This window comes from Amedibacillus dolichus DSM 3991, assembly GCF_000154285.1.
GTDB classification, from domain to species: Bacteria; Bacillota_I; Bacilli_A; order Erysipelotrichales; family Erysipelotrichaceae; genus Amedibacillus; species Amedibacillus dolichus.
The window spans coordinates 65,813-86,873 of sequence record NZ_DS483473.1 but is presented as its reverse complement, the minus strand read 5'-3'; the positions used below and the strand labels follow the sequence as shown (position 1 = coordinate 86,873).

Genomic DNA, 21,061 nt, shown 5'->3' with positions numbered 1-21,061 from the left:
AGCATTTTTCGTATAATATGCTTTTCATCGGTTTTTTACGATTGTACATAGCCATGTATAGATAGAACATTTACCTTGGAAAGACTTGATATTTTTAAAGGCTTGATAAAAGGTTTCTTGTGTGATTTCTTCGCTTATATCTTTATCATGTGTTAATACGAGCAAATAGCGATAAATGCTATTGGAATATGTTTCGTATAGCTCATGAAAGCACTTTTGCAAATCAATCCCTCCTTTTTCATAAGTTAATACAATTTATTGATGGAAAGGTTACAAAGATATTTTTATTTTATCATTTTGTTATCTTTTTTTACAAATAGGCTAAAATTATTTGTGTAAATATGTTTTTGAATATATTTTCCACAAGCGAAGAACAACAAATTGAAAACATGCTATAATAGCTAATATAGAAAAAGGAGAAAAACATGATTAAACTGATTGCTTGTGATTTAGATGAAACATTGTTGAATGATGATAAAAAGATATGTGAACGTAATCTGAAGGCTATCCGCAAGGCACGTGAGGAATATGGAGTGAAGTTTGTAATTGCTAGTGGAAGATCCTGCACACGAATTAAACCTATTTTGGAAACATTGGGCATGCTGCATCAGCCTAATGAATATATCATCGGCTTTAATGGCGGAATGGTTTGTGAATGTAAGGACTATAAGCGCTTAGCGTTTCATGCTCTGCCTTTTGCAAAAGCCAAGGAGTTAGTTGCATACGGAAAAAGCATTGGAATATGCGTAGAAGTATTTACGGAACATCACGTCTATTCCTTTAATATGAATGATGATGAAAGAGAAAACTTAAAGAAATATGATTTTATTGCCGATGAGTGCGAAGGAGATATTGATTTTTTAAAGGATACAGCAATTATCAAGGTGTTGTTTGTAAAGCCGGATATGGACTATCTGAAACAGGTGGCAGATGGTATGAAAGAGTTGACACAGGGTGTTTACGTATCCTTTTCCAGTGGGCGCTATTTAGAGTTTAATCGAGAAGGTGTTAATAAAGGACTTGGACTTTCGGATTTAGCAGGAAGCTTAGGAATTGCCATGGAGGAGACAATGGCAATCGGAGATAATTACAATGATGTCGGTATGCTGAAGGTGGCAGGAACTTCAGTTGCTATGGTAAATGCACATGATGATATCAAAGCGGTAAGCAGCTATGTTACGCAAGCCAATCATAATGATGGAGGAGTAGCGGAGGCTATTGAACGCTTTGTGTTTACGGAAAGGAAGGCTGTATGAAGTCTGGTGATCGAAAAGCAAAGGTGTTGGAATTGATCCAACAAAGCAAACGTCCTTTATCTGCAAGCGCATTGGCTGCACAGCTGCATGTTTCCAGACAAATTATCGTAGGTGATGTGGCTTTGTTAAGAGCGAGCGGTATTCAAATCATTGCGACACCACGAGGCTATGTTATGGAACCAAAGGAGCAAGGGGTATTGTGTACGGTTGCGGTTATGCATGATTACTCTCGTTTGGCACAGGAGCTTTATACGATCGTGGATCAAGGAGCGATAGTTCTTGATGTTATCGTGGAGCATGCTGTATATGGTCAGCTATCGGGAAAACTGCATATTGCTTCACGCTATGATGTTGAGCAGTTCATGGAGCGTATTCAAGGAGATGAAGCAAAGCCTCTTTCTTCTTTAACCAGTGGCTTGCATTTACATACCATTCAATGTAAAGATGAGGAAATGGTGCAGCGAGTTTTGAATGCTTTAAAGGAAGAAGGCTTCCTTTATGAAAAAGGCTAGTGATGCATAAAGAAAAAGTTTTTTTGACTTTTATAAAAAAGAAGTTCGACGAATATTGCATAAATATGCAGTGGAGCCGAACTTTTTTCATTGACATTTTTATAAAATAAAATATATAATAGTCCTAACATGTGTCTTGACACATGTTAGCTTATGATAAGCTTGGGAGGAATGGAAATGAATAAAAATGTTTCACGCATGGTGCTTTCTGCCATGTTGATTGCGGTTGGTATTTTGATACCGGTGATAGCGCCGATTAAAATTTTGATCGAACCGATGTCGTTTACGTTGGCATCTCATGTAGCAATCATGGTGGCGATGTTTGTATCGCCTAGTGTTGCGGTTGCGGTTGCATTGGGAACAACGCTTGGATTTGTTTTTATAGCGTTTCCGCTTCCGGTCGTATTACGTGCCTTAAGTCATGTTGTATGGGCATACGCCGGTGCCTATTATTTGAAGAAGCATAGCGATGCTTTAAATTCTTTTGCACACACTGCATTGTTTGTGTTGGCAATCGGCTTGTTGCATGCGGTATGTGAGGTCATTATTGTATTGCCAATCTATGTAGGTACAACAAGTGTGAATGATTTTCTGTATATGGTATTTGGACTTGTCGGTATCGGTACAGTTGTTCACAGTACGGTTGATTTCATTATCAGTATTGTGGTTTGGAAGGTTATTTGCCATAGTCGAGAAGTTTCAAGCATTTCTAATGTTAAGGAAGTCAAGCTTGCTCTTCATACGAAATAAGCGTCGAAAGACGTTTTTTTCTTAGCGTGGCAAAGAAATCTTTTCTTGCTTGGCAGCATCATGTATAATAGTTTCAAAGCAAATGAGGTAGGGTATGGAATATTTGGAAAATCGTTTTTCACAAGGAATCAGAGATAGTGTTCCGATTGGGTTAGGGTATCTTTCGGTATCCTTTACCTTTGGTATGGCAGCAGTTAGCGGTGGGCTTCCTTTAGGGGCTGCGGTTATCATGTCATTAACCAATTTGACAAGTGCAGGACAGTTTTCGGCATTGACCCTTATCATTGAACAAGCCGGTTTGTTTGAATTGGCTTTGTCGCAGCTTGTTATCAATTTGCGCTATGCTTTAATGTCGTTATCACTTTCGCAAAAAGTAGATCAAAAGATGAAGGCTTACGAGCGAGCGATGATAGCTTTTGGGATTACTGATGAAATTTTTGCATTATCCAGCAGCCGCTATGAACGGATAGGAAAATGGTATATGCTGGGACTTATGACATTTCCGATTGCTTGTTGGACATTTGGAACTTTTTTAGGCGGAGCGGCGAGCGAAATATTACCTTTGGCGATTCGTGATGCACTTGGAATCGCAATTTACGGTATGTTTTTGGCTATCATCATTCCACCGGCACAAAAAATAAAAGCTATACGAGTGGTACTCTTGCTTTCGATTTCTTTGAGCTGTTTGTTTGCTTTTCTTCAACATTGGGTTGCAATCAGCTCGGGCTTTGTGATTATCGTATGTACGGTGCTTGCTTCGGCAATATGTGCTTGGTTATTTCCGGTGGAGGAGAATGGACATGTTTAAATATCTTCCTTATATATTGGTAATGGCACTTGTAACGTATTTGATCCGTATGCTGCCGCTCGTTTTTTGTCAACAGGAAATAAAAAGTGTGTTTGTGAAATCGTTTCTTTTTTATGTTCCTTATGCGGTACTCGGTGCAATGACATTTCCGGCTATTTTTACAGCAGTAGGAACAGAACCTAAGCAGGTAGCAGCCGCTACGCTTGGCTGCTTGACCGCAATCTATCTGGCTTATCGTAAAAAGAGCTTACTAACGGTTGCTATTGCGGCTTGTGTGATGGTTTATCTTGCTAATTTGTTTTTATAGAGGCTTTTGCCTCTTTTTGATTGGTTTGTACGAAATAGCGTAGGATCACGAGAATGACCTTCTTTTGTTCGTATTTCAGCATTTTATAATACTCCTTATTGCATCGATCGAGATCGAGCTGTTCGATGATATTGGGTGGGAATAAGGAATCCTGCAGGCCTAATAAATCGACAAGGTCAATAAAGCATTGTAGGCTTGGAGAGCGGCGGTTATTTACATAAGCGCTGAGTGTTTGTGGGGAAACGTGAATACGATCTGCAACTTCACGTTGGGTTAAGTTTTGTTCGATTATGGCTTGCTTGATAAGTTCGCCAAAGTTTTCCATAAATACACTTCCTTTTTCTTATTTATTATAAGAAAGAATGTGGTCTTTGTGTAGGAAAGTAAACAAAACGTGGATTTTTATAATAGAATTATCGCATTTCATTGAAGCTAAAAAGAATACTAACGAATCGAACAGCCACCATCGACAGGAATGCAGGCTCCACACATATAATTGCTTTGATCACTTGCCAACAGCAGCAAAGCTCCTTCCATATCGCTTGCGGTTCCTAAACGTCTTGCCGGAATTGCTTTGAGAATTTCTTTATCTTCATAAAGTGAACTTCCCTCCTGCATATAGCCAAAGCGAATGGCGTTGATCTGAATGTTATCTTTCGCAAATGCAGATGCTAGATATTGAGTCATGGCCTCCATACCGCCCTTTCCGACAACATAGGCGGCATAACTATCGGCTTCAAGAGGTAAAATACCACTGGCATTGATGATTTTTCCACCCTGCTTTTGTTTTAGAAACTGTTTGATTACTTCTTGAGAAAGGAAAAAAGCAGCCGTCAAGTTAATATCCAATGCCTGTTTCCAAGCTATGCGGGAAAGGGAAAGCGTGTCCTCTTTTTTTAGAACATGTGCAAAATTTAAAAGAATGTCGATATGTTGATAAGCTGCCAGCGCCTCTTTTACCACTTGATGAATAATATCCGGTGTTGATAAATCGGCAGTCATGGAGTGATACGATCTTCCCATAGCTTCGATTTCTTTTTTTAACTGTTCATCATCACCGATGCTGATACCGAAAATATCAGCACCATGCGCAGCTAATATTTTTGCGGCTTCATAGCCTAAGCCCTGTGAGCAGCCACTGATAAGGGCTACCTTTCCATGTAAACAATGATTCATATTCTTACCTCCGTTTACCATTAGTATGTGAACAGCACCACCAGTCATACATTTTTTTTGATATGACGTTAAAATACGCAGCTTATTGTGATGAAATGGTATCTATGCTACCATATAGATACTATATTGCATAGAAATATATGGAAGAAGGAGGGAAAAGAAGATGGAGGATAAGGTGATTCGTCTTAGTAAGTTTACCAAGGTACTTGGTATTATTACAGTTGTGATATTTATGATACCTACGGGCTTCTTATTGTTTACGGGAAATATTATCGCGGCACTTTGTTTTTTTCCTTTTGTTTTGCTTGGCGCAGCATTGCTTCTGGCATATCGAAAGCAGGTTATTATTCTCGATGATCAAGAACTGACTTTTCACTATTTGTTGAAAAATACGCTGCATATTCCTTATGCGGATATTCATTGCTTATTATTTATTCCACTGAACAATCAGATGCACATGGCACTTATATCTAAAACGTATGAGCGTTTGATTTCTTTGGACAATATGCTTGTTAATCTCGATCCTCTGTTTGAAATATTGCAGCAGAAAAATATTCAGTTGATTGATTTTGCAGAGTTGGCTGAAGATGAAAAACAGGCAGCACTTTATGGGAATACTTTGACGATGATCGAGCGAAATTATTACAAATCTATTGATAGTGAAAACAAGACCGTGGATTCTATGACGAAGAAAAAACCGCACTTTCATTATAAAAAGACAAAAAAGAGATTGAAAATACTAGGCTGGATTTTATTTCTTACTGATGTAGTAGCTTATATCATCGGTGGTAAGACAATGCTTGTTCTTTCACTTGCGGTTATTTTTATTACTTATAGTATATATATTATCTACTATCCGTATATTTATGTTGATACGATTAGCAAAAAAGGACAAAAACAATCTTTGCAGCTACCGTTCTTTGCTGCGGCGATTGCCATGCTCATCAATCTTTCGCTTACTCAGCTTTATAATTATAACTTCAATGCTTTGTTGCAAATTACAGCTGTCATCATGCTAATACTTATAGGGATATTTATGATTAAATCTATGAGAAATTCTATCGCGCAAAGATTGACACGTAAGTTGTCCGTTATTTGTGCAATCTTTATCATGGCTTTTAGCAGTACCTTTACAATCAATTTTTTGTTAACCTTTGAACCGGCAAGGCATGAAACCATACGTGTTAGCGATAAAAGCATTAGTAGCGGAAAGACAAGGGATTATTATCTTTATGGACAGTGGAATGGGAAAGAAGAACAGTTCAGTGTTCCAAGAAGTGTGTATCAGGAAAGTGAAATAGGAGATCAAAAAAAAGTGTGTATTAGAAGAAGCATGTTTGGCTTAGAATACTATACGGTTCATGAATAAGACAAGAAGCTTTTTCTTTGGTAATACTTTGAAGATTATATTTTTTAAATATAGGATCTATGTGAAAAAAGCCGATCAGGAGTGATCAGCTTTTTTACTGCTTATTTTAGAAATCTATTTTTCATGCTCTTGACAGCTCATATCCAACCAATACGTGCCATAAGCACATAAAAAGAGTGCTATACTGCTATAAAGGAAAGGACGTAGAAATTCAGTGAATTTGATGGTAGCACTGAAGCAAGAAAAGGCGGCTTCAGAGTTTGCAAGCAAGGTAATGCTATAACGTGAGGATAAAATAGTAAATGCAAAGGGGATAAGGAAGCATACACAAATTGACATTAAAATATTGCCGACGCCTAGTGCAGTTGGATTATTTGCTTGAGAGTGTATTTTCCTTTTTGAAAAGTAGAAGCATAGCAAATAGATGATGCCGGTTATTATCAATTCAGCGATTTGATAAAAGTTTTGCACCGCTTCTTTTATCAAGGTATCCCCAAATACAAGCGGTAAGAAGGTTTGTGGAAGTAAGCTGATAAGAGAAGTCAAGATGGCATAGATAAGCCAAAGCAGCAAAGAAGCATAGAGCAGGGTTGAAAGTCGTTTTTGTTTTTTCGCATTCATGAAGTGTTCCTCCTTATGATCGTTCCTATATAATGCTATCGGATAATTCTATTATACTTCCCCCATATTTTCGCCAGTAAAAGTATACTTTTTTGGGATTGCTTTAAAAGCTTACGATTACAAATCATAATTAGGAATTGTAATTTCTCTCTTAGCTATGCTTGCGTAAAATTTTTATTTCGTTTATCATTATACATTGATAAAAGGAGGGGAATTTATGCGTTTTATTTGGCATTATTTAAAAAAATACAAGAAGCTTGGAATCATCAATGTGATTTCCGTTTTCGGCTTTGCCCTTGTCGAACTTGGGATACCGACGATTGTGGCATTGATGATCGATAACGGAGTAATGAACAATGATGCCGGCTATATTTACAAGATGGGAGCGGTAATGATTACGATATCCATCATCGGAGTGTGCGGAACAATTTTACTAGGGTATTGCTGCGCAAAAATCTCCACTTGTATTACACGTGATATTCGTAATGATATTTTTGAAAAGGTGCAAAGCTTTACGGCTTATGAGTTTAACCGCTTCGGTGTATCCAGTATGATTACTCGTACGGCAAATGATGCCTATCAAATTCAGATTTTTGTGAATGTGTTGTTACGTACTGCTTTGATGACACCGGTAATGTTTGTGGCAAGTGCTTTTATGACTGCGAAAGCAAGCATACCGCTTTCCATGGTTATTTTAGCAACCATTCCAATCATTATTTTAGGGGTTGTTTATGTAGCTAAGAAAAGTAAGCCGCTTTCAACCAATCAACAAAACTCGCTTGATAGTTTAAATCGTATTTCACGGGAAAACATTAGCGGTATTCGCGTCATTCGTGCTTTCCACAACGATGCGCATGAACAGGACCGCTTTGAAGCTACTAATGAGCAGTTCACCGGGTATTCTAAGAAGCTCTTTAAGCTGATGTCTTTAACAAGTCCGATCTTTTTTTTGTTGATGAATCTTGCGGTATTGGCAATTTTTTGGGTAGCGGCAATTTTGATTGAACAAGGAAGTCTTCCGGTAGGACAACTGGTTGCTTTTATGGACTATTTATTCCATGCGATGTTTTCCGTAATGCTGTTTTGTACCGTATTTATGCAATATCCACGTGCAGAGGTCAGTGCAAAACGTATCGAAGAGGTGCTAAATACCAAGCCGTTAGTTGAAAACCCTAAAAATGGTGTTAAAGAAGGAAACCATGAAGGAACGCTTGAATTTGATCATGTAACCTTTGTATATCCTGATGGCGAGGAAGCAATTTTAAAGGATATCAGCTTCCGTGCCAAAAAAGGCGAAACGATTGCTTTTATCGGCAGTACCGGTTCCGGAAAAAGTACCTTGGTAAATTTGATTCCACGCTTTTATGATGTAAGCGAGGGGCATATTTATATTGATGGTGTGGATTTACGCGACTATGATTTGCAGGCACTGCGCAGTAAGCTTGGAATTATTCCGCAAAAGGCGGTATTGTTTAGCGGAACGATTGAGGATAATATTCGCTTTGGGAAAGAGCATGCCAGTGAAGAAGAAATTGTGGAAGCGGCTAAGATTGCACAGGGCTATGATTTTATTATGGATAAGGAGCAGCAATTTAAGGAAGAAATTACTGAAGGAGCTACCAATGTATCCGGAGGACAAAAGCAGCGTTTATCCATTGCACGTGCGTTGGTACGTAAGGCAGAAATTTATATTTTCGATGATTCCTTCTCGGCGCTTGACTTTAAGACCGATGCGAATTTGCGTAAGGCACTTAAGCGTGTAACGAAGGACAGTATTGTAATGGTAGTTGCACAGCGTATCGCAAGTATCATGGACGCAGATCAGATTATCGTGCTGAATGAAGGCAAGATGATCGGGCATGGGACACATAAGGAGCTGTTAAAGAATTGTCAAATTTATCGTGAAATCGCTCTTTCACAGTTTCGTGAGGAGGAATTAGCCAATGAATAAGAATAAGAAAATCAATGTGAAGCGCAGCATTCAAGGCTTCGTGTCTTTCTTAGCACCTTATAAATGGGGCTTTATCGGTGCTATTCTCATGGGGGTTGTGGCAGTCTTTACGATGACGATGGCACCTACCTTCGAGGGCAGGATTACAACCTCAATCGCTAATGATGTTGTAAATAGTCCAGAGGGTAACATTGTTATTAATTTTGAAAATATCCTGCGCTTGATTGTTATTTTGCTAGGCATCTATCTTATCAAAACGATTTCGCAAATGTTTGCGACAATATGGCTTACCAATGCCATTCAGCATGCAATGCGTGATTTGCGTAATGCGGTGTTAAGAAAAATACGTCGTTTGCCGGTGCGCTATTTTGATTCCCATCATGTCGGTGATATTTTAAGTCGAATTACCAATGATATTGATACGGTATCCATTGCGATGCAGCAAAGCTTTATCAATGTGGTAACCGGAGTATTGACTCTGCTTTTTGCGATTGTTATGATGTTTGGTATTCATGCGGTTATGGCTTGTATTGCCTTTATGATCATACCGTTGTCTTTGTTGGTAACTCAAACGATCGTTCGCTATTCACAGAAACGATTTAAAGCACAGCAGGAGACACTTGGTAATCTTAATGGCGCAATTACCGAAATGTATGGCGGATATCATGAAATTCTATTGTATAACAAACAGCAGGAAAGCATTGAAAAATTTAAAGAGCTTAATGATACACTACGAGAAAATGGCTTTAAAGCACAGTTTATTTCTTCCATCATCGGTCCTTTAAATGCTTTGGTAACTTATCTAACTATTTGTGTGTTGGCAATTTACGGAACCTTAAAGGTATTGCAGGGGGGGTTACAAATCGGTGATTTACAGGCATTTATTCGTTATGTTTGGCAGGTCAATGATCCACTTTCTCAAATTTCGGCATTATCCTCACAGATTCAGGCAGCTGCAGCGGCAATGACACGAATCATGGAGGTTCTTGATGAAGAGGAAGAGCCTGCGGAAAAGAGCTTACCGCTAAAGGTGGAAAATGTAGAAGAAGGTGTACGCTTTGAGCATGTTGCTTTTGGATATGGAGAAGAAAACTTTATCCATGATTTCAACATAGATGTAAAGCGTGGACAGATGGTCGCAATCGTCGGTCCGACCGGAGCAGGGAAAACAACCCTTATCAATCTGCTTTTACGCTTCTATGATGTAAATAAAGGAAGAATAACGATTGATGGCGTAGATATTCGAGATATGAAGCGTGGAGATTTGCGCGACTTGTTTGGTATGGTGCTTCAGGATACTTGGCTGTTTTCGGGAACGATTTATGATAATATTCGCTATGGTCGCTTAGATGCCCGTAAAGATGAGGTTATTGAAGCAGCACGTATGGCAAATGTGCATCATTTTATCAAAACGATGCCAAATGGCTATGATTCCTATATCAATGAGGAAGCCAATAATATTTCACAAGGAGAAAAACAGCTTTTAACGATTGCACGTGCAATCTTGAAAAATCCGGAAATTCTGATTTTAGATGAAGCAACCTCTAGTGTTGATACACGCTTGGAAAAAATGCTTCAAGAAGCAATGAAGAATGTCATGAAAAACCGTACCAGCTTCGTTATTGCCCATCGTTTATCGACAATTCGCAGTGCGGATTTGATTCTTGTTATTCAAAACGGTGATATTGTGGAACAGGGTACACATGATGAGCTGATGGAGCGCAAGGGAGCATACGAAAAGCTATACAATTCACAGTTTGCGAATGCAAGTGAATAGAATTTTTATAAAATAGAAAGCTGTTTAAGATAAAGATATGTTGAAGGACAAAGATTTCTATCTTATGGTTTCAACGTTTCTTATTTAACAAGCAGTAAAGAGAGCCTATTGTCCTGTTGATGATAGGCTTTTATCTATTAAGTGATAAGTGTAAATAAAGATTTTTATGAGTAAGCATGGGGATATGGATTTTTTAATGGATAGAGGTTTGCCGGATTTCTTAGAAACTTGCAGGTGCATTTATGTTTGTTTTTTTCTATGAACATTTTTTTGATGATATATTTTTTCATAGTAGAAAACTGGTAACAGATTAGGAATTTCCTAGGAAATAAATGTTTTTAGCAGAAGAATAAAAACATCTTGATAAACAAGTCTTGTTAGTGCTTTTATGTAGCGTTATTTTAAGGTATAATAAACATATTGTTTGGAGGCGAATCAAATGGATAAGCAAAGATTAGAACGATATACAAAGGAGTATGGCTGTCGCTATACAAGAAGGCAGAAAAATAAGTTTTTAGAGGTTTTGCATAAAGAAATGGCAGAGTGTGGCTATGAGTCGACAGATATTCAGGGAAAGCGTTTGTTTTCTCGTGCTAATAATGTATTGTATGGAAATGTAAAGCAGATGAAGCAGGTTATTGTTGTGCCATACGATACACCGGAGAAACGCTTTTGGCCAACGGTGCGATATTATCCGTTAAACGGATCGAAAACAATTAGCAAATCTATGGTTCCACTATATGTTCCTGCGATTGTGCTGTTTGTTGTTTTATTTGTTGGGGTATATTTAGTACAGCCGAAGATTAGCGATGCAATGGCAGGCTTATTGGTAAGCAGCTCCATGTTCCTGATTGCGATTTTATTGATTTATAATTTACTGCATGGATTCTCAAATCGTAAAAATTATAACCGTAACTCTGCGGCAATTGCTTGTGCTGTGGAGGTTGCACATTCTTTATCCAAGGAGGAGCGTGCCAAAACCGGCTTCTTATTTACGGATAAAAATAAACAGTATTTTTTAGGTGCAGAAGCAAGTGCAAATTATTTCCACGAACAGCATAAACAGCCGGAGCTGATCGTACTTGATTGTATCGGTAAGGGAAGCTGTATGCAAATTGGCTTTAATCCACAAAATCGTAAGCTGGCGGCAGAACTTGCCAAGCATGATCCAAGTAAGACAACCATTGAATGTGTCAAACTGAATGAAACAATGCGTTCTCAGCACATGATGGCATATTTCAAAAAAGCGGTCATGGTTGCCTGCGGTGAGTTGGAGGGCGAAGATCTGTGCGTGCTTGGAACGCATACTGGTAAAGACACGGAGCTTGATGAGGGCTTACTTGATCGTGTGAAGGAAATGCTTTTAGGCTATTTGAAACACTAACGTTAATCTGAAATAGGAAGGAGGAGATTCCATGCTGCGTAAGCTATTTAATCTGTTATCAAAAAAAATCGTTATTATTAGTGGCTTGATTCTTCTTCAGCTTTTCATATTTTTGGGATTGATTCTCGTATTAAGTGAATATTTTGTACCGATTTATTTTATTTTGGTTATCTTAAGCGTTGCAATGAGTATCTATATCATCAATAAAAACGATAATCCCAGTTTCAAAATTATATGGATTTTATTCATCTTAGCAGTACCGGTATTCGGTGGGCTGATCTATTTGTTGTTTGGCGGTCAAAAGGTACCGAAAGCATTGCGTAAGCGTGATTTGGAAAGCTATGGCTTGTATCATGACGAAGCAGGACAAAATATGGAAATTATGGAGCTTTTGGAACAAGAGGACAGCGTTGCACATAAGCAAGCAAGATACTTGTGGAAGAATGCCTTTTATCCGATTTATCAACATACGGAAACAACCTACTTTCCGATTGGTGAAAAGAAATTCGAAGCCATGATTGAAGAATTAAAAAAAGCCGAACGCTTTATTTTCTTGGAGTATTTTATTATTGCACCGGGAGTTATGTGGAATACCATCTTGGAAATCTTGATTGAAAAGGTAAAGCAGGGCGTTGAAGTGCGTGTTATGTACGATGATTTCGGTTGTATTACCTACCTTCCAAACGATTATTATTTAATTCTGCGTAAGCTTGGAATCAAAGCTAAGGTATTCAATCCGGTGAAACCGCGTTTGGCGATTCAAATGAACAACCGCGATCACCGTAAAATTTTGGTCATTGATGGGAAGGTGGCAATGACCGGTGGAATCAACCTAGCAGATGAATACATCAATGAGAAGGAACGCTTTGGTCATTGGAAAGACACTAGTGTTATGATCAAGGGAGAAGCGGTTTGGAATTTTACTTTGATGTTTTTGCAGTTTTGGAATTATGATGAAGAAGTAAGGGATAATGTGTATGATTATAAGGCGAGTGAAGAGGAGCTTTGCGATATTCAACAAGATGGGTATGTACAGCCGTTCAGTGATTCGCCAACCGATGAGGAAAATGTTGGGGAAAATACACATTTGAATATGATCAACGGAGCGAATAAGTATGTCTATATGACAACACCGTATCTTGTGATCGATCAAGAGATGAAAACAGCACTTTTATTAGCTGCAAAAAACGGAGTCGATGTGCGTATCTTAACACCGCATATTCCGGATAAATGGTATGTTTTTGAGGTAACACGTGCGAATTATCGTGATTTGATTGCCGGAGGTGTAAAGATTTACGAATATACACCGGGGTTTGTGCATGCGAAAAGCTTTGTTGCCGATGATAAGATGGCAGTTGTAGGAACAGTCAATATGGATTATCGCTCTTATTATTTACATTATGAGTGTGGGATATGGTTTTATCGCTCCAGTGTAGTTATGGACGTGAAAAAGGACTTTTTGGCAACCTTAGAAAAAAGTCATCAGGTAACCTTAGAGGAATGTACAGAGGTTTCGATTTTTGTGCGTATATTAAGAGCAATTCTTTATCTGTTCTCGCCAATGCTTTAGGAAGCGTGTTTTGTAAATAAAAGAACTCTTTACGCAGGCATGCGGAAAGAGTATAATAAGACGTTGAGGTGTAAAAGTATGAAAAAAAAGATTGGATTGATTTGTGAAGGAGGCGGCACAAAGGCTGCTTATACATGTGGTGTCTTGCAGTGCTTTCTTGATGAAAATATCAATTTTCCATATACAGTTGGAATCAGTGCAGGGGCGGAAGTGTTGGTTGCATTTGTATCCAAACAAAGAGAACGCTTGAAGGTAGCCGGTGTTGATGCCGCTAGTAATCCTAAGGCGATCGGTTTATATCCGCTGTTGAAGGAAAGAGGAGTATTTGGTATCCAATATGTTTGTAAGTTTATTGAAGAACTGGCTCCTTTAGATTATCAAACCTTTATGGAAAATGAAACGGAATTGGATATCGGTTTATATAATATGGATAATGATGAGGTCGAGTATTATGGTAAAGAATATTTAGATCCGCAGGAACAAATTTTGGTACAGGCAAGCTGTGCACTATTCCTATTAACACGTCCGTATAAATGGAACGGACATACATATATGGACGCCGGATTGGTGGATATGATTCCGATTGAACAAAGTATTCGTAAAGGAATGGATAAGCATATATTTATTTCTACTAAGGAAGAAAATTATGTACGCAAACCGGCACCATCTTGGCAGTTGAGATTATCTTCTTTGTTTTACCCCGGGAAAAAGAAGGTAAAGGAAAATCTGCGTATTCGCCATGAGAATTATAATCGCCAATGGGGAATTGTAAAAAAGCTGGAGGAAGAAGGGAAAGCGTTGGTGCTTCGACCAAGTGCCGATTACAATGTTACTCGCTATACGCATGATAAGGATTTGTTATCGCGTTGGATGCAGCTTGGTTATGATGATACCAAAGCACGTATTGAAGAAATACGTAAATTTATGGAAGAATAGAAAATGGGACTGTAAAGCTTAGATGCTATACAGTCCTAATTTTTTTATTCTTCCTTTACCCATCTGCCATAAATTCCACATGGTAAAACTGTTTTGCTTTTAGTAATCGGTAATCCGATTTCACCGGCATCTATAACGCCATTTACGTATTTTTTACCAATCGTTGCGTGTAAGAGGTTTTCCAATGCAGTAGGAGGAAAGCCGGTCGTATATGAATTTACTAAGAAAAATAAAGGGTCATCATCTAAGATCTCCATACATGCTTGAATCAGCGGATAAAGCTGTTCTTCGATTTTCCACACTTCACCATTTGGGCCGCGGCCATAGCTTGGAGGATCCATGATAATGGCATGATAGGTCCTGCCACGCCGTTTTTCTCTTGCCACAAACTTCAATACGTCGTCAACAATAAAACGAATCTTGCGATCTTCTAAATGAGAAAGTATCATATTTTCCTTTGCCCAAGCAACCATACCCTTGCTGGCATCGACATGAACAACCTCGCCTGCACCGGCAGCAGCACATGCCATCGTTGCTCCACCACTGTACGCAAATAGATTCAGTACCCGAATTTCACGCTGCTCGTTGGCAATCCTATCCATCATGAAATCCCAATTTGCTGCTTGTTCGGGGAAAAGACCGGTATGCTTAAAGCCGGTAGGAGAAACCTTAAAGCGTAGGTTTTTATAAGTAATGGTCCAACTGTCCTTGAATTGCTTTTTATATTCCCAATGTCCACCACCGCTTTTGGAACGATGATAGTGGGCATGCGCATGTTGCCAATCGGCATCTGTTTCACTGGGCCAAATAACAGCCGGATCCGGACGACGTAAAATAATATTTCCCCAACGCTCCAATTTCTCTCCGTTTCCTGCATCTATGCATTCATAATCCTTCCAATGATTTGCGACTCTGTTCATATCAACACTCCTTGCTTCGTGTTAATATTATATCATAAGGAAGGTACTAGGACTATACTTATGAAAACAGTTTCATGAATAAAATTGAGAAAGTTATGATACAATGAATAAATAATAATGTGTAGAAGGAGGGATTGTTATGATCAACAAGCTATATGATAATTGCTTTACAACCCAGTGGAATACAAGTGTGGTAAAGGTAGTAGAGGAAAACGGAATGTATTGGCATGCGTGCAAGGATACCATTTTTTATAAAGAAGGCGGCGGCATGGCAAGTGATATCGGTATGATCAATGACCACTTGGTGCAGGATTTAAAGTTAGAAGATGGTTATATGTGGCATTTGCTTGATGAAAAGCTAGAAGGTACGGTAACGATGAGCGTCAATCTGCATGAGCGTTTTCGCAAGTGTCAGATTCACACCGCTCAACATTTGATCAGCGCTTTAATGCAAAATGTATATAAAGTAAAAACCTTGGCACATCATGTCGGTGATGAAGAAAACGATGTGGAATTTGATTTAAAAGATTTTAATGAGAAAATGGCATTTGAGCTTCAGGTGCTATGCAATGGCTTGATTCGCGATGATTTAGCAGTTACGATACAATACCCGACTCCTTCGGAGGCTAAGAAACATGTATCCGGAAAAGATGTGAATCGCGATGATTTACGTGTGGTACGAATTGGAACCTTAGACTATAATCTTTGCGGCTGTATGCATGTGCCGAGCTTGCGCTACTTACAGATGCTCTATATCAGTGGTTTTGAAAAGACAACAAAAGGCTACAAGATTCGTTATATCGTAGGAGATCAGCTGTTGGATTGCACAAGTAAGCGTTATAAGGTATTAGATGAGGTCAGTCAAACCTTGGCAGTTCCGCATTTATATGCAGTTACCGGAGTGCATCGTGTGATCAACGAAAATCGTCAGCTGAATCGCAATGTGCTGGTGTGGAAACAAAAGTATTATGAAATGCTAGCAAAAGAGTTGATCAAGGATCATAGTGATGTAGTTGTTCATTGTTTTGATGATATTGATGCACGTTCTTTAAGTATGATGGCACAGTATGTTGTGAAAAATTACCATAAGAATGTAGTATTTGCAGCTAAAATTTATGATAATGTGCATATTGTAGTTGCTTCTGGTGATACAGCAAGCTTTGATGCGAAAGAAGTCTTTGCACAATTCGCTGAGCAGTATCATTTAAAAGGCGGCGGCAACCGTGCGATGGCGCAAGGCGGAGGTATTTATAAAGAAGGAATGTTTGAAGAAATCCATCAGAAATTAGCGTCCTAATCCGATAAATTTTATCGGATTTTTTTAAGTATCATAAAATTTTCTTAATATTATGCATTGTCTGCTTTCAAAAGAGGGGAAGTATGATATACTAAGAACAGTTTGTGGAGGTTTTTTATGAATAAGAATATAAAACGCTTCTTATTGTGCGCAGGTGTTTTGGCTTTAACCTTAGGCGGCTGTGGCAGTAAAGATGAACCCAAGGAAGAAGTAAAAAAGGAAGAAAAAGCGGTGTTGGTGAAAAACGATCTCTATGTAGAGCCTTTGAATCCAACAGAGTTACAGATTCGGGCATATAACGAATTATCAACGTCGGTACAGGAAGAAAATTATGCAAAAGAAGCAGAAATGGCGGCAGTAAGCTTTGCTCTTGATTTCTTTACCATGTCCAATAAAAGCGGAAGTGAGGACGTTGGAGGAATGAGCTTTATTCCGACTACAATGTCTTGGGAGTTTAAAGAATATGCACAATCCTATTATTACAATAATTATAACTATATTGTAAATGAGGAAGGCAAAGATGCTTTACCGGAGGTTGTTGATTATAAGGTTAATTCTGTTACAGAAGGTGTCTACACGTACTTAGGGGAGCAATATAACGGCTACGATGTTACACTTCAGCTTACGTATAAGGAAGGCGGATTGAAAGCGGAGGATTTAAAAACCGAGATGGTTTTACATGTGATCGGTATCAATGATTTTAAATACGATCGCACTAAGGTATATAAGGATTATACGGATTTTGAAGGAGAACGCTACAATACATATAAAGTATTAAGCATGGAATAAAAGAGGAAGGAGCGTTAGCTCCTTTTTGAAAGGAGAGGTTACAATGATCGAAATGCTGATGGAAGGAGAACTGCAAAGTGTAAAGGAACAGGATTCCTTTCGTGAAATGTGGAAACAGATTGCCCAGAAGCATAAGGTGAAATGGGAAGATTTTCATATGCTGCTAACGATGGAGGTTTGTCCGGAGGGAGTAATTGAATGTAGCTTTGAGGATAAGTTTGTAAGTATTGCTGCACAGACGAATGTAGCTGGACCGGGCTTTCATGCCTGTGTTGCGTCTATTTATGATGATATTTTATTGGACAGTGGACTTTCGTTTCAAGTCAATGATCCCACCGGTTATTATGAAAAGCGCGATTTTGAGGAATTGAAGTATCGCTATTTTTATCCATGGCTGCGAACGATTGCAGATTATGTTTTGGAGCATAAGCAGCAAGCAAATATGTGTCTTTGCTGGTCTTTTGATGATTATGAGCCACTTGGAAAAGACGGGTATGTCGTTACTCCACTTGGTTATATGGCAATCGAAGAATTTGAAAAAGAGGACAGTGAACTAGCACAAAGCTTTTTTATTTGGCATAATCAAAAGCGCGATGCTCATTTTTATCGCAACTGTGCGTATGCACTTTTGTGGAAAGAGTGCTTTTTCGATTACAGTGCGATGAATGCTTATAGTGCAAGCTATGCACATAAGATCATTGATTATTTGGAAGCTGCCTATGACAAGGATAATCTTTTGACCTTGCCATACGATTTATATTCTCAGCTATGTCAAGTAATGGGGCGTGAGGAATTGCTTCATGGACAAGCTGCGCCAAGAAAGATGATGATCGGCTATCGTCAGGAATTGGTTTTTTATTCCGTAGGAAATTTTAAAATCGCATGTATGGGTGTAGCGGAAAAAAGCTACGACAGCGTAATGGATACTTTAAATATCATGGCACCTTATAAGCAGGAGGACGCACCATGGTCATGGCTTATCAAGGCAAGTGCAATGCCGCATGAGCAAGGAGAGAGCAGTTATTTTCCATGCTTTGAAAATGCGCAAACGATTCCCTTAACATTTACGGATATGCAAGGAAAGGCATGTATTCAAAAGGAAGATGATTATTATCGTATGGACGTTCAGATTAACAAGGAGAAAGAATGTCTGTATGTGGAGGCTATTGCTTGTGAAGAGGCAATGCTTCAGGAAATCTTGCAGTGGCTAAGCCTTAGCATCTATCAGAAAAAGGCGGAGGAAAGCTTAAAGCATTGATATGTGGAAATGGATTTTGTTGTGGATTGTTGTTATAGAGCTTGATTGGTTGTTATCGTCGGTGATGTTATATGGCTGTGTTTCTTGTTATGCAAGGATTCGTCATCAAAGTGTGCGGCAAGTTTTGGTAATTTGTTCTCGTAGAAGCTGTATGCTACTGGTATTGTTAAGTGAATGTTTCCATATTCCTTTAGCAATAGGAATTAGCTTTCTTTTTCATGGATATGCTTTGTTACGGATATTGTTTTTGTTAGCGGCAGTTATTCAAGGTATTGTTAAAATGGTGGGTGTATATCGCTATCATGAATATATTAAGACATTATAAAAGCCTGCAAAGATAAGCAGGCTCTATCCGCCGATAAGGAAATCTAAGATATTCATTCCGCTATCGGTTTCTTCGCGATAAATCTCGGTAAAACCGCATTGTTTACAGCTTACTGTAATGAATCTTTTGTTTTGGACATCAAATAGTTTGGCAAAATTTCCACCGGTTGCTTGAAATTGATCATTTATAAATTCATGACAGCCACATTTGGGACATACAAACATTTTCTTTTCCATGGTCAAATCCTCCTAATACAAAAATTATAGCATAGTTTTATGCTGATTATATGAAAAAAGCTTTCGTATTTTTGACGAAAGCTTTTAATATACCACTCCTGACATAGAGGACCAAACAAGATTAGGATCATCGCTAATAGCCGGTGTATTCTCATATAAGTTGTCAAGATCAAAGCTGAAATCCTTTAGCTGCATAAGCTTTTTGGCTCCATCATAAGCATTCATGATTTCATGGATTTCTTCCTGACTGAATAAGTAGACATCATAAGGACCGTTTTCAGTGCTTAAGCTTGCGACCTGCTGACGATCATTGATACCGCTGTCGCTAATCAAAGAGTGAATGGTCCAAGGCTGGAAATCACTTAACTGATGATTGATGAAGCTTGTGATTTGATCACTAGGCATATTTGTAATAATGAAGTTTGGTGCAACTTCCAATAGGTTGTTAATATAAGTCAAAGCATTTAAAGAAAGAAGCTTATTGATAACTCCCATGATAACACGACGCTGTGCACGTTCACGACCTTCGGTACCATATCCTTCGGTTTTACGATGACGGGCATAAACCAAGGCTTGAGCTCCATTTAAATGTTGGTTTTCACCTTGCTGTGCACATACGACCTCTTGTCCTTCATGACTTTCTAATTCATCATGTGTACGGTTTTGTGATTCGTCGTAAGAGCAAACCGATAATTCAACGTCGATATCAATGCCACCGACAGCATCAACGATTTGAGCAACCGAAGTAAAGCTGATACGTGCATAATAGTCGATTGGAATACCTACAAAATCTTCAATTGAAGTAATGCTGTTTTGAATACCGTGTAAAGAAGTATGCGTAAGCTTATCGTTGAAGCCGTTTAGTGCCGGATTTGGAATATAACCATCACGAGGCAGGCTTACCATATCTACATGATTGTTTTTAGGATTTACGATCATAAGTAAATTGACATCGGTTCTTGCCATTTGATCAGGAGATCCGGCATCATCAATACCACTGATATATACGGTAAAGACATCTTCGGTTACATCAATTTTATTTTCGACCTGCTCGGCTTCCTTTTCAAAGGTATGAATGGTTTTTACCTTTTCATCAAAGCCTTCTTGGGTTGCTTTTGTCATACCGTAATATTGTTCGCTGATCGCAAGTGCGTCAATCTGTCCATTGGTTAAGAAGGAATATAATGAAGTATAGTCTAAATAATCATAGGCTTGTGTGCCACTTACTTCATTTTCAATCAAATTTTTCATATAGGTTGCACTGGCAACATCAGATCCGTTTTGATAACCGATCACAGCTCCTTGCAAATCCTCGATGCTGTCGATGTTGCTGTCGGAACGTGTGAGAATGAAAAGCTTGGTTTGAGCTGTACTATTAACAGTTGCGATTTTTTCGGTCGTAGATTCGACTTTGCGTAAAAAGAAGCCAACCGTTCCAAGTAGGGCACATAGCAAAACGATAAATATCCGTTTAATAACGACAAACCATGTCGGATAGCGCTGTAAAGCTAATACGAATAGGATCAAATAAATGACAGCTGCTACCATAAGCGCCATAAATACATATTTATTAGGCAGCATAGAGAAGTTAAAGGCCTTATAAAAGGCATAGATATATACGATCAGTAGTACGAATAAAAACATTAAATCGATCGTCCGGCGATAATAACGTTTTTTCTTTTGTTCATTTTCCATTGTTTTTACACCTCAATCGCTCTTTATTATAGTATATATCTTGTGAAAATGCTATTGGCTAAATATGAAATTTTTGTAATAAAGGGTTTGAAAATAAAAAAGCGCACGATGTACGCTGAAGGAT

22 protein-coding genes are annotated in these 21,061 nt (G+C 38.5%); 15 read left to right on the top strand and 7 right to left on the bottom strand.

Annotated features, from left to right (window positions below; all coding sequences use genetic code 11):
• Positions 1-24 precede the first annotated feature (24 nt).
• A complete protein-coding gene (locus tag EUBDOL_RS11910) occupies positions 25-222 on the bottom strand; it encodes an RNA polymerase sigma factor (protein ID WP_004798135.1) in 198 nt (65 codons plus the stop codon).
• Positions 223-425: 203 nt separating this feature from the next.
• On the opposite strand from EUBDOL_RS11910, the gene EUBDOL_RS02405 reads away from it, so the two are divergent.
• The 5 genes from EUBDOL_RS02405 to EUBDOL_RS02385 all read left to right on the top strand — a co-directional run bounded on the left by EUBDOL_RS02405 (position 426) and on the right by EUBDOL_RS02385 (position 3,633).
• Positions 426-1,256, top strand: a complete 831-nt coding sequence (locus tag EUBDOL_RS02405; RefSeq protein ID WP_004798133.1) for a Cof-type HAD-IIB family hydrolase — start codon at positions 426-428, stop codon at positions 1,254-1,256.
• The gene (locus tag EUBDOL_RS02400) at positions 1,253-1,768 is read left to right on the top strand and encodes a transcription repressor NadR (protein WP_004798132.1); all 516 of its coding nucleotides are present in this window, start codon (positions 1,253-1,255) and stop codon (positions 1,766-1,768) included. The genes EUBDOL_RS02405 and EUBDOL_RS02400 overlap by 4 nt, the downstream gene beginning before the upstream one ends.
• Before the next feature lie 177 nt (positions 1,769-1,945).
• The gene (locus tag EUBDOL_RS02395) at positions 1,946-2,518 is read left to right on the top strand and encodes a hypothetical protein (protein ID WP_235713683.1); all 573 of its coding nucleotides are present in this window, start codon (positions 1,946-1,948) and stop codon (positions 2,516-2,518) included.
• 94 nt (positions 2,519-2,612) lie between these two features.
• Positions 2,613-3,326, top strand: a complete 714-nt coding sequence (locus EUBDOL_RS02390) for an AzlC family ABC transporter permease (protein ID WP_004798129.1) — start codon at positions 2,613-2,615, stop codon at positions 3,324-3,326.
• Positions 3,319-3,633, top strand: a complete 315-nt coding sequence (locus tag EUBDOL_RS02385; protein WP_040462949.1) for an AzlD domain-containing protein — start codon at positions 3,319-3,321, stop codon at positions 3,631-3,633. The genes EUBDOL_RS02390 and EUBDOL_RS02385 overlap by 8 nt, the downstream gene beginning before the upstream one ends.
• On the opposite strand, the gene EUBDOL_RS02380 is transcribed toward EUBDOL_RS02385, so the two are convergent.
• Positions 3,617-3,958 carry a helix-turn-helix domain-containing protein gene (locus EUBDOL_RS02380; protein WP_004798127.1) on the bottom strand — a complete coding sequence of 114 codons (342 nt, stop codon included), beginning with the start codon at positions 3,956-3,958 and terminating at the stop codon, positions 3,617-3,619. The genes EUBDOL_RS02385 and EUBDOL_RS02380 overlap by 17 nt on opposite strands.
• Positions 3,959-4,077: 119 nt before the next feature.
• On the bottom strand, positions 4,078-4,809 hold the full coding sequence (locus EUBDOL_RS02375) for an SDR family oxidoreductase (RefSeq protein WP_040462946.1): 732 nt from the start codon (positions 4,807-4,809) through the stop codon (positions 4,078-4,080).
• Between the two features lie 163 nt (positions 4,810-4,972).
• On the opposite strand from EUBDOL_RS02375, the gene EUBDOL_RS02370 reads away from it, so the two are divergent.
• Entirely contained in the window at positions 4,973-6,178 is a 1,206-nt protein-coding gene (locus EUBDOL_RS02370) for a hypothetical protein (RefSeq protein ID WP_004798125.1), read from the top strand.
• 114 nt (positions 6,179-6,292) lie between these two features.
• Here the strand turns inward: EUBDOL_RS02370 and EUBDOL_RS02365 are convergent, their stop codons facing one another.
• Positions 6,293-6,799, bottom strand: coding sequence for a hypothetical protein (locus EUBDOL_RS02365; RefSeq protein ID WP_004798123.1), 507 nt, complete (start codon positions 6,797-6,799; stop codon positions 6,293-6,295).
• Positions 6,800-7,016: 217 nt separating this feature from the next.
• Here EUBDOL_RS02365 and EUBDOL_RS02360 point away from each other — a divergent pair, with 217 nt between their 5' ends.
• The 5 genes from EUBDOL_RS02360 (at position 7,017) to EUBDOL_RS02340 (ending at position 14,417) form a co-directional block, all read left to right on the top strand.
• Positions 7,017-8,750: an ABC transporter ATP-binding protein gene (locus EUBDOL_RS02360; protein ID WP_004798122.1), complete on the top strand. Its 1,734-nt coding sequence runs from the start codon at positions 7,017-7,019 to the stop codon at positions 8,748-8,750.
• Positions 8,743-10,527, top strand: coding sequence for an ABC transporter ATP-binding protein (locus tag EUBDOL_RS02355; protein ID WP_004798121.1), 1,785 nt, complete (start codon positions 8,743-8,745; stop codon positions 10,525-10,527). The genes EUBDOL_RS02360 and EUBDOL_RS02355 overlap by 8 nt, the downstream gene beginning before the upstream one ends.
• Before the next feature lie 439 nt (positions 10,528-10,966).
• Positions 10,967-11,911 (top strand): hypothetical protein, encoded by a 945-nt coding sequence (locus EUBDOL_RS02350; protein WP_004798119.1) that lies wholly within the window; start codon positions 10,967-10,969, stop codon positions 11,909-11,911.
• 31 nt (positions 11,912-11,942) lie between these two features.
• A complete protein-coding gene (gene cls / locus EUBDOL_RS02345; RefSeq protein WP_004798118.1) occupies positions 11,943-13,481 on the top strand; it encodes a cardiolipin synthase in 1,539 nt (512 codons plus the stop codon).
• A gap of 78 nt (positions 13,482-13,559) precedes the next feature.
• A complete protein-coding gene (locus tag EUBDOL_RS02340; protein WP_022420032.1) occupies positions 13,560-14,417 on the top strand; it encodes a patatin-like phospholipase family protein in 858 nt (285 codons plus the stop codon).
• Between the two features lie 44 nt (positions 14,418-14,461).
• Here EUBDOL_RS02340 and EUBDOL_RS02335 read toward each other — a convergent pair whose 3' ends face one another.
• On the bottom strand, positions 14,462-15,337 hold the full coding sequence (locus EUBDOL_RS02335) for a class I SAM-dependent methyltransferase (protein WP_004798116.1): 876 nt from the start codon (positions 15,335-15,337) through the stop codon (positions 14,462-14,464).
• Between the two features lie 139 nt (positions 15,338-15,476).
• Between EUBDOL_RS02335 and EUBDOL_RS02330 the strand changes: the two genes are divergently transcribed.
• The 4 genes from EUBDOL_RS02330 (at position 15,477) to EUBDOL_RS02315 (ending at position 19,006) form a co-directional block, all read left to right on the top strand.
• The gene (locus EUBDOL_RS02330; protein ID WP_004798115.1) at positions 15,477-16,634 is read left to right on the top strand and encodes an alanyl-tRNA editing protein; all 1,158 of its coding nucleotides are present in this window, start codon (positions 15,477-15,479) and stop codon (positions 16,632-16,634) included.
• Positions 16,635-16,751: 117 nt separating this feature from the next.
• Positions 16,752-17,423 carry a hypothetical protein gene (locus EUBDOL_RS02325; protein WP_004798114.1) on the top strand — a complete coding sequence of 224 codons (672 nt, stop codon included), beginning with the start codon at positions 16,752-16,754 and terminating at the stop codon, positions 17,421-17,423.
• Between the two features lie 43 nt (positions 17,424-17,466).
• Complete coding sequence (locus EUBDOL_RS02320) at positions 17,467-18,681, top strand: hypothetical protein (protein WP_004798113.1); 1,215 nt, start codon at positions 17,467-17,469, stop codon at positions 18,679-18,681.
• Between the two features lies 1 nt (position 18,682).
• Positions 18,683-19,006 carry a hypothetical protein gene (locus EUBDOL_RS02315; RefSeq protein WP_040462944.1) on the top strand — a complete coding sequence of 108 codons (324 nt, stop codon included), beginning with the start codon at positions 18,683-18,685 and terminating at the stop codon, positions 19,004-19,006.
• 23 nt (positions 19,007-19,029) lie between these two features.
• On the opposite strand, the gene EUBDOL_RS02310 is transcribed toward EUBDOL_RS02315, so the two are convergent.
• Complete coding sequence (locus EUBDOL_RS02310) at positions 19,030-19,242, bottom strand: zinc ribbon domain-containing protein (RefSeq protein ID WP_004798111.1); 213 nt, start codon at positions 19,240-19,242, stop codon at positions 19,030-19,032.
• Between the two features lie 84 nt (positions 19,243-19,326).
• Positions 19,327-20,937 carry an LCP family protein gene (locus tag EUBDOL_RS02305; RefSeq protein WP_004798110.1) on the bottom strand — a complete coding sequence of 537 codons (1,611 nt, stop codon included), beginning with the start codon at positions 20,935-20,937 and terminating at the stop codon, positions 19,327-19,329.
• Positions 20,938-21,061 lie beyond the last annotated feature (124 nt).